This is a genomic window from Algirhabdus cladophorae, from assembly GCF_044772865.1.
Taxonomy (GTDB): domain Bacteria; phylum Pseudomonadota; class Alphaproteobacteria; order Rhodobacterales; family Rhodobacteraceae; genus Algirhabdus; species Algirhabdus cladophorae.
In genome coordinates this window covers 2,395,360-2,410,270 of sequence record NZ_CP173029.1, presented here as the reverse complement: position 1 = coordinate 2,410,270, position 14,911 = coordinate 2,395,360, and the positions used below count along the sequence as shown (strand labels likewise).

The 14,911-nt window shown below is 54.9% G+C and carries 18 protein-coding genes and 1 tRNA gene; 8 read left to right on the top strand and 11 right to left on the bottom strand.

Going from position 1 to position 14,911, the window contains the following annotated elements; genetic code table 11:
• Positions 1-5: 5 nt before the first annotated feature.
• Both ACIRQ6_RS11530 and ACIRQ6_RS11525 read right to left on the bottom strand, forming a co-directional pair.
• Positions 6-1,142, bottom strand: coding sequence for a polysaccharide biosynthesis/export family protein (locus ACIRQ6_RS11530; protein WP_420860733.1), 1,137 nt, complete (start codon positions 1,140-1,142; stop codon positions 6-8).
• Between the two features lie 113 nt (positions 1,143-1,255).
• Entirely contained in the window at positions 1,256-2,548 is a 1,293-nt protein-coding gene (locus ACIRQ6_RS11525; RefSeq protein ID WP_420863901.1) for a capsule biosynthesis protein, read from the bottom strand.
• Between the two features lie 198 nt (positions 2,549-2,746).
• Here ACIRQ6_RS11525 and ACIRQ6_RS11520 point away from each other — a divergent pair, with 198 nt between their 5' ends.
• From ACIRQ6_RS11520 to ACIRQ6_RS11500, 5 genes are all read left to right on the top strand, one after another.
• On the top strand, positions 2,747-3,334 hold the full coding sequence (locus tag ACIRQ6_RS11520) for a riboflavin synthase (protein WP_420860732.1): 588 nt from the start codon (positions 2,747-2,749) through the stop codon (positions 3,332-3,334).
• Between the two features lie 56 nt (positions 3,335-3,390).
• The gene (gene ribB, locus ACIRQ6_RS11515) at positions 3,391-4,518 is read left to right on the top strand and encodes a 3,4-dihydroxy-2-butanone-4-phosphate synthase (protein WP_420860731.1); all 1,128 of its coding nucleotides are present in this window, start codon (positions 3,391-3,393) and stop codon (positions 4,516-4,518) included.
• Entirely contained in the window at positions 4,518-5,060 is a 543-nt protein-coding gene (locus ACIRQ6_RS11510; protein WP_420860730.1) for a 6,7-dimethyl-8-ribityllumazine synthase, read from the top strand. Before ribB ends, ACIRQ6_RS11510 begins: the two co-directional genes overlap by 1 nt.
• Positions 5,057-5,524, top strand: a complete 468-nt coding sequence (nusB, locus tag ACIRQ6_RS11505) for a transcription antitermination factor NusB (protein ID WP_420860729.1) — start codon at positions 5,057-5,059, stop codon at positions 5,522-5,524. Before ACIRQ6_RS11510 ends, nusB begins: the two co-directional genes overlap by 4 nt.
• A gap of 125 nt (positions 5,525-5,649) precedes the next feature.
• Positions 5,650-6,219, top strand: a complete 570-nt coding sequence (locus ACIRQ6_RS11500) for a response regulator (RefSeq protein ID WP_420860728.1) — start codon at positions 5,650-5,652, stop codon at positions 6,217-6,219.
• On the opposite strand, the gene ACIRQ6_RS11495 is transcribed toward ACIRQ6_RS11500, so the two are convergent.
• A complete protein-coding gene (locus ACIRQ6_RS11495) occupies positions 6,216-6,746 on the bottom strand; it encodes a hypothetical protein (protein ID WP_420860727.1) in 531 nt (176 codons plus the stop codon). The two genes, ACIRQ6_RS11500 and ACIRQ6_RS11495, sit on opposite strands and share 4 nt — an antisense overlap.
• Before the next feature lie 345 nt (positions 6,747-7,091).
• Positions 7,092-8,660, bottom strand: coding sequence for a calcium-binding protein (locus ACIRQ6_RS11490; protein ID WP_420860726.1), 1,569 nt, complete (start codon positions 8,658-8,660; stop codon positions 7,092-7,094).
• Positions 8,661-8,947: 287 nt separating this feature from the next.
• Here ACIRQ6_RS11490 and ACIRQ6_RS11485 point away from each other — a divergent pair, with 287 nt between their 5' ends.
• The gene (locus ACIRQ6_RS11485) at positions 8,948-9,403 is read left to right on the top strand and encodes an MmcB family DNA repair protein (RefSeq protein ID WP_420860725.1); all 456 of its coding nucleotides are present in this window, start codon (positions 8,948-8,950) and stop codon (positions 9,401-9,403) included.
• A gap of 28 nt (positions 9,404-9,431) precedes the next feature.
• Here ACIRQ6_RS11485 and ACIRQ6_RS11480 read toward each other — a convergent pair whose 3' ends face one another.
• Positions 9,432-9,626, bottom strand: coding sequence for a DUF6324 family protein (locus ACIRQ6_RS11480; protein WP_420860724.1), 195 nt, complete (start codon positions 9,624-9,626; stop codon positions 9,432-9,434).
• 114 nt (positions 9,627-9,740) lie between these two features.
• Here ACIRQ6_RS11480 and ACIRQ6_RS11475 point away from each other — a divergent pair.
• Positions 9,741-9,817, top strand: a tRNA-His gene (locus ACIRQ6_RS11475).
• A 100-nt stretch (positions 9,818-9,917) separates the two neighbouring features.
• Entirely contained in the window at positions 9,918-10,682 is a 765-nt protein-coding gene (locus ACIRQ6_RS11470) for an L-iditol 2-dehydrogenase (protein ID WP_420860723.1), read from the top strand.
• A gap of 77 nt (positions 10,683-10,759) precedes the next feature.
• On the opposite strand, the gene ACIRQ6_RS11465 is transcribed toward ACIRQ6_RS11470, so the two are convergent.
• From ACIRQ6_RS11465 to ACIRQ6_RS11440, 6 genes are read right to left on the bottom strand one after another with little or no spacing between them, the layout of a single operon-like run.
• Complete coding sequence (locus ACIRQ6_RS11465; RefSeq protein WP_420860722.1) at positions 10,760-11,275, bottom strand: DUF3299 domain-containing protein; 516 nt, start codon at positions 11,273-11,275, stop codon at positions 10,760-10,762.
• Positions 11,272-11,775: a DUF3299 domain-containing protein gene (locus ACIRQ6_RS11460; protein ID WP_420860721.1), complete on the bottom strand. Its 504-nt coding sequence runs from the start codon at positions 11,773-11,775 to the stop codon at positions 11,272-11,274. The genes ACIRQ6_RS11465 and ACIRQ6_RS11460 overlap by 4 nt, the downstream gene beginning before the upstream one ends.
• 18 nt (positions 11,776-11,793) lie before the next feature.
• Positions 11,794-13,044: an ABC transporter permease gene (locus ACIRQ6_RS11455; RefSeq protein WP_420860720.1), complete on the bottom strand. Its 1,251-nt coding sequence runs from the start codon at positions 13,042-13,044 to the stop codon at positions 11,794-11,796.
• Positions 13,041-13,745, bottom strand: coding sequence for an ABC transporter ATP-binding protein (locus ACIRQ6_RS11450; protein ID WP_420860719.1), 705 nt, complete (start codon positions 13,743-13,745; stop codon positions 13,041-13,043). Before ACIRQ6_RS11450 ends, ACIRQ6_RS11455 begins: the two co-directional genes overlap by 4 nt.
• 9 nt (positions 13,746-13,754) lie before the next feature.
• Positions 13,755-14,408: a zinc uptake protein ZrgA gene (gene zrgA / locus ACIRQ6_RS11445; protein ID WP_420860718.1), complete on the bottom strand. Its 654-nt coding sequence runs from the start codon at positions 14,406-14,408 to the stop codon at positions 13,755-13,757.
• A 46-nt stretch (positions 14,409-14,454) separates the two neighbouring features.
• Positions 14,455-14,841, bottom strand: a complete 387-nt coding sequence (locus ACIRQ6_RS11440; protein WP_420860717.1) for a Fur family transcriptional regulator — start codon at positions 14,839-14,841, stop codon at positions 14,455-14,457.
• Positions 14,842-14,911 lie beyond the last annotated feature (70 nt).

The following is a 14,911-nucleotide window of genomic DNA, read 5'->3' as shown; positions in this document are numbered from 1 at the left end:
AAATGTTAGCCGCCGCCAGCAAGGCTGGATAATGTGTTGACGGCTCCCAGTGACCCGGTCAACGCCGAAATGGTTTTGTTCCATTGAACAAACGGGGCCTCGGTCACATACACAGTGTCCTGATCGCGGATCGAGAAATCGCGCGCATGGAACATACCATTGGGTTCTGTCAGGTTCAAAACATACACCAGACGCTGATCCCCGACCAAATCGTCGCGGCCCATGACCGAATTGGCAATCTCTGCAGGCTCGTTACGGAAGACAAACACACCGGTTGGATCTGCCACATTGGTTTGCAGGCCGCCAACAGTGGCAATCGCTTCAATCGCAGAGAGGGCTTGGCTTTCAAACGGGACGCGCGATTGGGTGCCAGTGGCCCCAAGTGAGGTAAAGCTGCGTGTATCAGCCTCGACCAAAACCCGATCCCCGCCGCGCAAAGCGATGTCCAGTTCGGGATTGTCATAGAGGTCTTCGAACCAAATTGTGTCGCGCATGGTGCCACGCACCACAGTGATCTGAGCAATCTCTGGCTCTACAGCGATACCACCGGCCCGCGCCAGCATTGAACTGAGTGTGCGGGTCGGACGTTCAATCGCGTAGATCCCTTGTGCACCAACAGTGCCAGATACCGAAACTGTGGATCCATCGCCAGCGATGCGGCGCACTTGGACCTGTGGGTCAGGGGTTTGGCTGTTGAGTTTGCGTGTAATGATCTGGCGCAACGCCTCTGGGGTTTTGCCCGCTGCATGGATCGAGCCTGCATAGGGCACAAAAATATGCCCCGAGCCGTCGACTTGTACTTCTTCAAGGACGGTTGCGTTGGCGCCTTGGTTGGCCAAGAGGCCATCATCAACGTTTTCCCAAATCGTCAGACCCAAAACGTCGCCTGGACGAATGGTATCGGACCCAATAACGCCCGCGGATTTAAACTGCTGTGAAAAGCCCAACGCGGGCGTAACACTGGTGGCGCGGGTCACACGGTCATTGACCGAGACGATGAAGGCATCGCCTTCGTTCAACACGCTGCCTGCAAAGATTTCGGATTTGTTTGGGCCCGAGCGCGGTAATCCGCACCCCGAAACGACAGCCAAAACGGCTAAAATGGCTGCGCTTTTGGCCCAGCGGTTGCTGCTGATTTTCACTGCCTTGGTCCTTTCGACCTTATAACTCTGCCTCAAGTCGCTTGTTTTCCAAGCTTATTAGCACCTGTGTAGCCTGTTTTGATCCGAAAATCTACCGCTACAGATTGTGGCTATTAGCGGATCAACCGCAACTGTTGCCGATGGGCAGCTTTTCCAGCCTTCAGCGCATCATACGGATCTTCATCTACCAGCATCATATCAACAACTTGCCGCAACAGTTGTCTGCGGCCACGGGCGGAATAAAATCCGCCGGGTATTTGCGATGTCTCCAAAAGGAAGCGTCGATAGTCCTTGAACGCCCGGTTTACGGGGCGTTTGGGGCGGGCAAAAAATTCGCCCAAGGGCTGGTCCGAGACGAACTCGGGCTTGGCATAAACCGCGTCGCCAAAAACCTTGAGGGAAATACCGCGAAACAGCACTTGTTGGCCCGCGGTAGAGTTTACAGTGACAGCTGTGCGGGTCTGGTTCAGCAATCGTGCCAATTTCCCGCCGCGAATGTAGTGCACGCGGTCTTGCACACCGTAGGCCTGCGCCAAGCGCCGGACATCATGCCGGATCGGGGCGCGCCCGTCCTCTAGTGGATGGGCCTTAAAGACAAGGTGGTGATGGGTCGGTGCGCCTTTGGCAAATCCACTGATCACCACGTCCAAAAATTCCGACATAGCCGTGAAGGGCGAATGTTTTTGAAAACTCGCGTCATGTTCCAGCTGCAGCAGCGCCAAATGGTAGGGATAACCGCCGTTTTTGACCCGCAGGGTTGCGATCATACGCTCGATGGATTGGAACGGCATCAGGAGCAAACGTTTGATGTATAGACGAAATTCCTTGGCCACCGTAAGTGAGCGATGAGGTTGGAAGTTGCGATAGTCGCCATTTCGAAACATCACGAACCAATGATAGAGCGCCCCATAAAAGATGTGATGCCGCATATCGCCCCAATGGGCGGGGGCCTCGGGCACATCCAGATCGCTTTGGGCCAGCGCCGTTTGCATCTCGGCAATGTCCATATCCATCAGGCGTGAATTGCCGTTTGTTCCGTTGCGCTCGTAGGTGACCCAATAGGGGCGCATGTACCCCTCTTCGAACACATGAACGGTGAGGCCAGCGGCCTTGGCAATTTCGATGGCTTGGGCGTGGATGGGACGCGTATCACCATAAAGCACGATATCGGTGATCTGCTTGTCCGTGATCAGCTGTGAAAATGTACTGGGCCAAAGGTCTGGCGTGCCGCGAAACGGAATATATGTTTTTGGGCTAAACCAAAATGCACGATCACCGGCATTAAACCCCACGCGCCACACCTGCGCACCGGCAAGGCGCAACATTTTCCCCAAACGATGGAAAAACGGTCCATGTGGGCCTTGCAGAAACAGGACCCTGCGATTTTCTCCGGTGATAGTCCGCATCATTGCCTCAGTTTTTGCGCGGTTTTTATGAAAATTGCGCTTTAATTCAGTGTTTAGCCAGTCGGTTTGACAAAAATATGGCGTATGAGGCTCTTTTCGCACGTAATCCTCAATATTTCCCAAAGGTCAAACCGCCTATGGCGACTTGCCCCGTGGCACAGATAAAGCTAGTTCAACGCTCAAGCATAAGGGGAATTCATGTTTACGGGCATCATCACCGACATCGGCCATGTAACGCAGTTGGACCAACGCGGCGATCTGCGCGCGCGGATCACCACGGGCTATGACACAAAGACCATCGATTTGGGCGCGTCTATTGCATGCGACGGTGTCTGCCTGACGGTCGTGTCCATGGGGCCGGACTGGTTTGATGTAGATGTCTCGGCGGAAACTGTATCGAAAACAAATTTAACCGATTGGACCCAAGGCCGCCGTCTGAACCTTGAACGCGCGTTGAAAGTGGGCGACGAATTGGGCGGACACATCGTGTCGGGCCACGTGGACGGTGTGGCCACAATCAGCGCCATGTCCGATGAGGGGGACAGCACTCGCGTGACCTTAACGGCACCAGACGCGCTAGCCCGATTTATCGCCCCCAAAGGATCCGTCGCCCTCAACGGCACGTCCCTTACGGTCAACGAAGTCGACGGCTGTGACTTTGGCATCAATTTCATACCCCACACCAAACAGCACACCACGTGGGGCGACGCAAAAACAGGCGATCTGGTCAATCTAGAGATCGACACATTGGCCCGCTACGTGGCTCGCTTGCAAGACTGGGCGTGACCCATGATTTCTTTTTTCTCTAAATACTCAAATCCCACAGATGAAGGGACGCGCTGATGCCCGATTATGAAAACCCGGGCCAAGTTGAACAGGACTGGGCTGAGGCGATTAGCCCGATCGAAGAAATCATCGAAGAGGCCCGCAACGGCCGCATGTTTGTGTTGGTGGACCATGAGGATCGCGAAAACGAAGGTGATCTGGTGATCCCTGCGCAAATGGCCACGCCTGAGGCGATCAACTTTATGGCCACTCACGGGCGGGGGCTGATCTGTTTGACCCTCACAGGCAACCGGCTGGACGAGCTGGGCCTGTCGCTGATGGCGTCGCATAATTCATCTCGCCACGAGACTGCGTTCACTGTGTCCATCGAGGCGCGGGAAGGGGTCAGCACCGGTATCTCTGCCCATGACCGTGCGCGCACGGTGGCTGTGGCTATTGATGCGTCGAAAACTGAGGCTGATATTGCCTCTCCGGGGCATGTGTTCCCATTGCGCGCCCGCGATGGAGGAGTTTTGGTACGCGCAGGTCATACCGAGGCCGCCGTGGATATCAGCCGCTTGGCTGGGCTGAATGCCTCTGGTGTGATCTGTGAGATCATGAAAGACGACGGGGAAATGGCGCGCTTGCCGGATCTGGTCGGCTTTGCCCAACTCCACGGTCTCAAAATCGGTACCATCAGTGATTTGATCGCCTACCGTCGTCGCCATGACAATTTGGTCAAAGTCCGTTCCGAGGAACAGATTACATCGGAATTTGGCGGCGAATGGACCATGCGGATTTACTCTGACGAGACCCAAGGGGCGGAACACATCGCCTTGATCAAAGGTGATATCACGACCCCTGAGCCCGTGATGGTCCGCATGCACGCATTGGACCCGATGCTTGATATGGTCGGCGTTGGTGGTTCAGGCCGCGCGGCCGAATTTGGCCACGCGATGGAACTGATTGCCCAAGAGGGCCGCGGTGTTGTTGTTTTGTTGCGCGATGTGCATATGGAATTGACTGCAGATGCAGAAGATGCCCCGCAAACCCTGCGCCAATACGGTCTGGGGGCACAGATCCTCAGCTCGCTTGGGCTGTCGGATTTAATCCTGTTGACCAACTCGCCAACACCCAAAGTCGTGGGGCTTGATGCCTACGGTTTGGACATCGTCGGCACCCAGAAAATTTCGGAGATCGGTTAATGGCAACCGCAGAACAGCACTATATCTTGCCGCGTCCCAGCTTTGACAAACCTGTCAAAATCCTGATCGTCGTCTCACCTTATTACAAAGACATCGCCGACAACTTGATTGCTGGCGCCAAGGCCGAGATTGAAGCCTGCGACGCTTCATGGGATTTGGTTGAGGTACCCGGCGCCTTGGAAATTCCAACGGCTGTGGGCATTGCAGAGCGCACCAGCAATTTTGATGGCTACGTGGCCCTTGGCTGTATCATTCGCGGCGAGACCACGCACTATGACACTGTGTGCAATGACAGCAGTCGTGCCTTGCAACTGTTAGGCCTGCAGGGGCTGTGCATTGGCAATGGCATTCTAACCGTTGAAAACCGCAAGCAGGCCGAAGTGCGCGCTGAGACCTCCGACCAAAATAAAGGTGGCGGAGCAGCGGCTGCTGCCTTGCATCTTGTGGCAATCGGGCGCAAATGGGCGGCTCCACGCAAAGGCGTTGGCTTTACTTCAGATATCCTGCTTGCGGGCGACACAGATGGCACCTCTACGGCATGACCCTTTCGAATAATCAAAAACGGAAAATGAAATCAGCGTCGCGGCTTTACGCGGTGCAGGCCCTGTTTCAAATGGAACATTCCGATCAAAGCTTTTCTGCGGTCCGCGCAGAATTTGAGGACCACCGTTTTGGCGCAATATACGACGGCGTTGAGATGCAAGAAGGCGATGTGGATCACTTTCGCCTCCTGACAGAAGAGGCCGTTAATCACCAAGCCAAGATTGACCAAATGACCGACCGCGCTTTGGTGGCCAAATGGCCGATTGCGCGGATTGATCCCACTCTGCGTGCCCTGTTTCGGGCTGCAGGTGCCGAATTGGTGGCATGCGATACACCGCCAAAGGTCGTAATCGTCGAATTCGTTGAGGTTGCAGGTGCATTTTTTGACGATGGCAAAGAGCTGAAATTCGTCAACGCTGTGCTAGACCACATGGCTCGCGAAGCGCAGCCAAAAAAATTCTGATTGAAATCAAAGCCTTTCAAATTTTACGCGATTTTATGGCAAATTCAGGCAGCAGTTTAGGAAAGTTTTAAAAGACCGGCCGATAGAGTGAGCAGACACACTGCAACCTCGTTAGGACCGTCCATATGCAAGCTTTGATCCTCAACTCTGACCCAGAAATTCGCAAAATCCATACCTTGGCGTTGCTTGGCCATGGCTTTGCTGTGGTCAGCGCTGCCAACCTTGAAGAGGCGCAGGATTATTCCCGCGTCGGGGCGTTTGATCTGGTGTTGATGGAGGAACGGCTGGAGGGGCGATTGACCCACACGATTTCCCTGATCGCCGAACAAAAGAAGGCCGATGTTGTAACGATCCTTGTAACTGAACGGGCCGACGAAGGGCTGAACGAACTGTGTGAATTGCTGCCTTCGCTCAATTGTATTGTTGGTCCGGGCGTGGACAAGTCCCTGTTGCTCAAGCTGATTGATGCGGAATGTTCCTACATCAAACAGCGTGACGTTGTGCAGCCTGAAGTTCAGTCAGATTGGATTGATGTGAACCTTGGCAACGTCTTGATGAATGCAAGCCTGCGTACAGGCGTCATGCCCAAATCACAAACGGCCAACTACAACGGTACATGGCCCCACGCCGCTTTTGCAGCGGCGCGGTTGGACAAACTGGTCAGCGCACAAAGCGCCTTGGCCATGCCTACTTAGGACGTGCACGCGGGGGTGGCGACTGTTGCCATCCCTTTGCTGTTAAAACTGGCAATCGTTGGCTCGAAACTGCCGAGGGATTGCAGAACCTGCGCGCCCTCAATCTCGGATCCGGACACCCGGATTTGGCCCAATTCACCCGCCGCAAGCGTGTCGTCTAAGTCGATTGTCAGACGCAGAACTTCGCCCGGTTGCATGGCGTTCAGGCTCATCACCAGTTGCTGGTCACCGTCCATGGGTTGGCTGACCGTCTGGACCAATGGCTGGCCTTGCACAAATTCCAACGGTTGAAACACCTCAACGCCGGCACCTTGATCGGTCACGTCAAAAATCAGGCCTGCGGCACTGGTGCTAAGATCCAGTGTCAAAACTTGGGCGGGCAGGGCGCAGGCGCTGGTGTTTGTTACCACAAAACTGTCCTTAGGGGCGCTTTCAATGAAGCGAACCGTCACATCTGCCTGTGCTGCAAGTGACGTGCACAGGACCAAAGCCGCTGCGGATAAAGGGAGTTTGGACAAGATCATCATGGGCCTCCTAGAGCGTTATCTAGGACGATATAACGCGCTACGGCTGAAAGTCCGTCGTTTCGGCGGAAATAGTTGAAAAATAAAGTGGCGGGCCCGCAAAAAGTACGCAACCGTGAGGTGATGAATTCCCGAGGACCTGTATATACAGGTGGGTGCCAGATAAAAGAACCAGGGTCCAAACAGAGCCAGCTCCCTCGGATTTGCTTAAGGCCACTGGAATTTAACCTAAACACGAGAAGGGCAGAACCCGCCAAGGCATTAGCTATGCCGCAGAGGCCTCGACGACAAGGGGCAAGCGCAAGATTGTTTGAACCTACCCCTTTTTCATAGGCTATAAATGCGGGACTAAAGCAAAACGTCAGCAGTAGTCAGCGCATCGATCCAGTAGATCTCGACCTCCAGATCTGCGACACCGTCGCCATTTTCATCAACCTGCAAAATATCGTTGCGGAACCGTGCCTCGGCACCGCCATTTGCGTTAAAGAGATCGGCGGCAATAAAGCTAATGTCTTCAAAGGCTGTCAGGTCGATTTTGTCGACCCCGCTGTTAAAGCCCTTGATGATATCGCGTGTGCCTTCGCTGGTGCCACTGTCGCCCGAGGCAAAGACAAATATATCTGCGGCGTCGACGTCTTCCCAATCGTACATCATGTCAGCCCCGCTGCCGCCCACATAGATGTCGGCGCCTTCACCACCGGTTAGTGTGTCGTTGCCTGAACTGCCATAAAGCAGGTCATCGCCGTCCTCACCTTTGAGGCTGTCGTCGCCTTTGCCCGCCTTGAGCATGTCGTCGCCCGCGCCGCCATCGAGACGATCAGACCCACTGCCGCCCCACATTGTATCGTCACCCTCCCCGCCATAGAGGCTATCATCGCCCTTATCGCCCCAAAGTTTGTCGTCTCCGTCCCCGCCGCTGACACTGTCGTTGCCGCTGCCGCCATAGGCCTTGTCGCGGCCCTCGTCGCCGTGCAGCTTGTCGTCGCCTGCTTGACCATAAAGCAGATCATCGCCAGATCCGCCGCCCAGTGTGTCGGCACCGTCTTCCCCTTTAAGTGTGTCGTCACCTTCTTCGCCATAAAGCCGGTCATCGCCGTCGCCGCCGATCAGTTTGTCGCGCCCTTCATCACCGCCGATTATGTCGTTGCCCGCGCCACCCTTGAGCAGATCATGGCCCGTTCCGCCGCCAAGGCGGTCATCGCCGTCGCCCCCCCAAATCCGATCATTGCCCTCATCGCCCCACAGATGATCGTTGCCGTCCTCGCCGTACATACGGTCATTGCCATAATCACCGCCGGAGGTGTCATTTCCATCGCCCCCGTAAATCCAATCGTCGCCAATGCCCGCCCAAATTTTGTCGTCGCCAGCACCCGCTTGGAAAATCTCGTGGGTCGCTTCTTCGAACACAAAACTGTAGTGACCGGATCGCAATGTCTCGCCCTCAGCCGTGCCAAAGACGATGTTTTGCCCGTTCACGTACCAATTCAGCCAACCGGCCACGTCATCCACGGTTTCATTAGCGTTGCCGTCTTCGTTGCGAAAGCGGCCTTCCTGATATTCAAAGCCGATGTGGTAGATCGCATCGGCAACCGTATCGATGAAATCTCGCCCCTGAAACTGATAGGCGCCACCATCGCCTTGGACCAAATGAAAGCCGGTTTCATCATTGCCGTCGTCATCCCCGTGACCTTCGACGAAACTGGCATAAAGCGCGGAATCGGCGCGAATGTAGTCGCTGACCGATCGCAATTCGTCCGGGGTAATCAGACGGTCTGCATTAACGCCAGTGGCCTCAATCGCCTGCAAGATGACGGAATTCATCAACACCGCTGCATCAGCGCCGCCATCGATGTCGGCTTGTCTGATGTTAACGGTCAATCCCGGGTCGCTGAGAACCAGATCAACGATATCGGTCATGCTGTTCGTAGAAACAGGAGTATGTGGCATTTCATCGTCCTTTACGTGATGTGTCAGAAGTATGAAGCCCGCGTCGCACAGCTAGCATGCAACCGGAAGCTGCGGGGGTCAAAAGGGGTAGGTTGAGCAAAAATTTGTCATTTGCGATAAGTTCCGTGCAATTGGATCAGTGGAAACTCGCCAAAAAAGGGGCTTCGGGGCCAATTGGCGGTATTTTGCCGGCAGAGAAGACTAAGTAGGTGAAAATCAGGATTGATTTTTGTTTATGGTTTGTTCATGTTTGATCCATGCCTGAAGATCAGTTCAAGACCCCCAAACCCGGCCAATTGCTCGCCCGTGGCGTGTGCCGCCATTTGGCCAGTCACGACTTTGTTACTGTTGAGGAATTGGTGCCCACCAGCGGTCTGCGCGTCGACGTGATGGCCTTGGGTCCCAAAGGGGAAGTGTGGATTATCGAATGCAAATCCAGCCGTGCGGATTTTCAATCAGACAGCAAATGGGAAGGCTATCTGGACTGGTGTGATCGTTATTTTTGGGCCGTGGACGAAACATTTCCGACGGAACTTTTGCCCCATGACAGCGGCCTGATTATTGCAGATAGCTATGATGCCGAGATTATTCGCATGCCCGATGAGGCCAAATTGGCCCCGGCACGTCGCAAAGTGATGGTTCAGAAATTTGCAAGACACGCCGCACAGCGGTGGCATCTGGCCCGCGATCCGGGGGTGGTTTTGGATTGGTGAAAGAAAGGCGCGGAACGTCCGGCGCCGATCAGCTGCCGGGTTTGATCGTTTCTGCGGCTTTGACGGCTGCCAAAATTTCTTCAGCGATGTCTTTGGCCTCTTGAGGCTCAAAATCCATAGGAATCTCTAATTCACCCGCAAAAATGAACAAACGCACCATGCCTTGATCGGTTGGACCGATTTGCAAGTTGGCTTCTAGATCGCGCTCTGTGTTGATGCTCATGGGTGACTCCTGCTGATCGGCCAAATGCCTAGTCAAAACAAATGAAATTGGCAAGCGATTGCCGTGCAAACCCTCTTGCAATCTGTTGCATGGCTCTGTAATCCGACTGCCAGTGCCGCCTTAGCTCAGTAGGTTAGAGCGCCTGATTGTGGATCAGGAGGCCCCTGGTTCGAGCCCAGGAGGTGGTACCACTTCAAACCCCTAAAATATGGACGAAACAGACAGCACGGTGCTTGCTGTGCGACCGAATGGTGTCACATATAGAGGGATACAGAACGAAGGGGCAGAACCATGAAGGTTTTGGACGGTAAAGTAGCCGTGGTCACAGGCGGCGCGCGTGGGATTGGCCGTGCCATATGTCATGCGATGGCAGAGGCTGGCGCACAGGTCGTAGTGGCCGACCTGAACTTACATGAGGCCAGCGAAACCGCGCGGGACTTTGACGGGTTGGCTGTTGAGATGGACGTTACTCAATTCGGCAGGCTCGCGGATCAGATGCAAAACGTGGCGGATCAACGGGGCGGGATTGATATTTTGGTCAATAATGCTGGCATTTTCAACATGGCCTCGATCGACAGAATCACGGCGGAAGATTACCGGCGCCAATATGATGTGAATGTGGGCGGCACTCTGTTTGCGTGCCAAGCCGCAGTGCCTTTTATCAAGAAACGCGGCGGCGGGGCGATTATCAACTTCTCCAGTCAAGCCGGACGTCGCGGTGAACCGAACATCACCCTGTATTGCGCAACAAAGGCTGCGGTGATTTCGATGACCCAGTCCTTGGCGTTGGAATTGGCCGGTGACAATATTCGTGTCAATGCAATTGCGCCGGGCGTTGTGGATACGCCGATGTGGGATGTGGTGGATGCACAATTTGCGACCTATGAAAACAAAGCCTTAGGTCAAAAGAAGCGCGAAGTTGGCGAAGCCGTGCCTTTGGGACGCATGGGCGATCCGCGTGACATCGCAGATCCCTGCGTTTTCCTTGCCTCGGATGCTGCGCGTTATATCACTGCGCAAACGTTGAATGTCGATGGCGGCAATTGGATGAGCTAGAACGTATGCTTTGACTTGAAATCGCCGCTGGCTAAGGGTGCGCGATGTGTTTGCGATGATCCCCAAGGGTGCCTGTGTCAGCGATAGGGTTTGATACTGTCAGCAGTCATTGTATACGCGATTTCAGCAAGTTGCGTGTTCATTGTCCCGATGCGCAGCTCGCCAATAACGTCGACCGGCTCATAGAGCCCGCCACTTTGATACGGCGTTTGCGTGGTCACAAAGACCAATTGATTGGCAGGCGGTGGTGGCACATGAATGCAGGCCCCCACAAACGGCACAAGGATAAACGCGGTTACCCCGCTGCCAGAATAATCCAGCGGCACAACGAACCCCGGCAATCGTACAACCTGTTCGTTCCATTCGCTGCGCACACCGGTCGATTGTGGCTGTTGGCTGGCCATCGGAGCCTGATCGTGGTCGATTAGATTACGCAAGGATGGTGGGATGCTGGTCTGACCCCTCGGCAACAAATCCTTCCACCCAAGGTCCACAAAGGCATTCGTATTTGCCAAGGCGGACGCGCCAGTAACAGAGCCTAGGCCAGCCCCGAGGCCGATCATAAAATGCCGACGGTCCATAAGCGGGTTCACCAAATGTACGTTTCCATTGCATCAGCGGTCATTGCATATCCAACCTCTGCCAATTCCATCGACTGCAACTGGTGACGCATGCGGCCAGTGACCCAAACCGCCTCCCAAAGATCATCATTGGGCCAAGGGTTTTTGGCCTTCACAAAGACCAATTGATTGGCTGGCGGCGGGGGCACGTGCAGGCAGGCCCCCACATAAGGCACCAAGACAAACTCGCTGACGCCTTTTGCGTTTTGCTCTAGCGGGATAATAAAGCCCGGCATTTTGATGTATGCGCCGTCCAGTGCTGGGTTCAGCTTGGTTGCATTGGCGTCAAAGACCGGCCGCCATGTGTCATTGCGTTCGTCCATAATGCCTTCGCCGATGATCTCTGAATAAGCGACACCGGGTGGGATCAAATCGTCCCATTTGATTTCCGTGGCCGTATTGGCGCGGGCAATTTGTGGCAGCATCGCGGATGCGGCGGCAGCGGACAGCATTTTGCGGCGGGTAAAGTCCATGGGTCATGGCCTCAATAGTTAGATTTTGACCACCATACCATCTGCCAGCGACATCCGATAGGCGCGCCATGCAGGGATCAAGCTCACAATTGCGCTAGCGGCCACCACGCACAGCACAACCCAGACCTCACGGCGCGTTGGCGCTGTGATCGGCAACCAAAGCCCAAAGGCACTGTCGATCAAGGGCTGCGCGCCCCACAAGCCAAGATAGAGCAGCGCGAGCCCCAATATAGCGCCCAAGGCGGTCATCACGGTAGCTTCTGTGACCAGCAACAGCAGAATAGTCCTTGGTCGCGCGCCCATCGCCCGGAAAATTGCCATTTCGCGGCGTCGTTCGCTGAGGCTTGAGAATATCGTCGCCATCATTCCGATCAAGGCTGTGACCACCACCATGGCCGACACCCCGATCAAAGCAGTTTCCGCGATCCCGACGATCTGCCACAACTCTTGCAAAGCCACCCCGGGCAAAATGGCCAAAAGGGGTTCCTGCGGGTAGTCGTTGATGACCCTTTGCAATCCAAAGACTTGCAGCCTGCTTTTGACGCCGACGAGGGCTGCGGTGATGGCTTGGGGTTCCAGTTCCATCTGGCGGATCACATCAGCCGGGGTCGATTGCCCGGGGATCTGCGCACCGCCTTTCCAGTCCACGTGGATCGCCTCGATGGCGCGCAGGCTGACAATGACAGTGCGATCCACAGGCGTGCCGGTCTTTGCCAAAATGCCTGCGACCCGAAAGGGTTGATCTTCGTGTTCTGTAAAGGACGCCAGACCATGGGCCACAACAATAGGGTCCCCGATGCTATAGCCCAAGGTTTCGGCTACATCTGCACCAATGACCGCATCGAACAAGTCCGCCATGATTGCCCCATCCGCTACAGCAAGGGATTTGCCCGCGCGGTATTTGTAGCGCTCAAAGAAATCGACGGTGGTCCCCATAACGCGAAATTGCCGGTGGCTGTCGCCCAATGAAATAGGAACAATCCAATCGATATCGGACCTGTTTGCGATGTCTTGGTAGCTGTCCCATGTAATGTTGTTTGTAGCGTTGCCTATCCGAAAAACTGAATAGAGCAGCAATTGAACCGACCCCGAACGCGCGCCAACGATCAAATCCGTGCCAGAAATTGTATCGGCAAAGCTGGCTTTGGCCCCTGTGCGCACTTTTTCCACACCAAGGAACAAGGCAACCGACAGGGCAATCGCCAGAATTGTCATACCCACGGTCAAGGCCCGCGCGGCTAGTGATGCAAGGGCCAGACGAAGGATCATGCCGCCTCACGAGTGGTTTGGGCAATATCAGACATTTGGATCACGCGATCAAACCTATCGCCCAAGCGCGCGTCGTGACTGACCATCAACAGGGCCGATCCCATGGCTTTGGTTTGGGTGAAAAGCAGGTTCAGGAAAGCCTCCTGACTAGAGGCATCCAAGGCCGATGTCGGCTCGTCTGCGACAATCAACGGCGGCATGCCGATCAGGGCCCGGGCGACGGCCACCCTTTGTTGTTGCCCGACACTAAGGTTTCCGGCCTTGGCTTGGGTCACTCCAGCGGGCAATCCCAATTCGGTGCAAAGCTTTAGGGCTGTGTCTTGCACAGGTGCTGCCCGTCGTTTGCGTTGTGGTGCAAAGGCCAGCGGGAGGGCGATATTGTCCAGAACACCGGCATAGGGCAGCAGGTTAAACTGCTGAAAAATCAGCCCAATATGTTCCGCACGAAACCGATCACGTTGCCCTGCTGACAATGCGTCTAATTGCGTGCCCGCGATGTGCACCGACCCTAAACGGGGCGTAACTATCCCGCAAATCAACGACAATAGTGTCGATTTCCCAGACCCGCTTTCCCCCAGCAGTAGAACGCTTTCGGCAGGTGCTAGGCTGAAGTCCGGCACGGTAATGCCAAAGCCACCAGAGCCGATCCAGGAATACTGGACCGCGCTCAGTTGCAGGATCGGGTCGGGGTTTTGGGGCAAATTCAGGCTCTAGAGTTGGTCGCTGAGGTCAAGGACCGGCGCGTCGCGTTCAACTTCAAACGCTTGCGCGCCACTGTCGGATACCAACTGCACTTCAACCTCTAATGCGTTCGGGAAGGCGTCAAAATATGCAAATGTGATGGCGTCCAAAGCTGACGGGTTGGCGCATGTCAAAAGATATTCTGCATGAAATTCTGTGTGACCAGCCTCATCTTCATGATCTGCGTGATCCTCATCACCGTGACCCTCGTGATCATGATCTGCGTGATCCTTGTCATCCTTGTGGTCGGCGTGATCCTCATCCCCATGCTCGTCATGATCATCGTGGTCGTGATCCTCATGATCCTCTTCGGTCTCCAGACCTGCGCTGGCTTTCACAACGGTACAGCCCGCCGCATCAGTCATCTCAAACAACGACAATGGTTGGTTCAACTTGGCCACAGCGGCCTCGATAGCTGCGCGATCCTCAGCACTGGTTGCTTCATATTCAAAGCCAACGATATCCGCCCCGGGGACATGCAATTCCATTGCAACCTGCTGGCCTTCAATTGCGATATTCAGTTCGCCCACCCCGTGCTCGTGAGCGTCTAATTCACGTGTGTCTTCGGCATATCCTGTCGTGGCGATGCAGGTCGTGGCAGCAAGCAGGGGGAAGAGTTTCATGGACAGAATCCTTTGGGTCTAATGAGGTTGATGGTATTGGGACAGGCTATGACTGGCAGCTGCTGCACAGCCCGTGGATTTCTACGATGTGACGCTGGGGCTTGAACGCAGATTGGGTCGCAAGTGCAGTGAGATCGTCAATTAACGAGGTGCCGTCGTGTTCTTCGACAATACCGCAGGTGTTGCACACGGCCAAAACTGGCACTGCATCGGCGTGGGTGCATCTGCACGGCACAAAGGCCTTGATCGATTCCAACTTATGCGCCCGCCCTTGGTCCGTAAGGGCGGCAAGCGCACGATACACGGTAGGGGCGGCCAGGTCAGGCTCGGATTGTTTCATCTGATCGAGGATCGCATAGGCGGTCATGGGCTTGGTTTGTGCTTTGAGAACCCCCAACACATCAGACTGCCGTATCGCTGCTTGTTTGCGCATCTTCATCCTCCAAGTTGTCAAAATTGTTATTTTATAAAGTAACAAATCACAAGGCGCTAATGTCGCATGC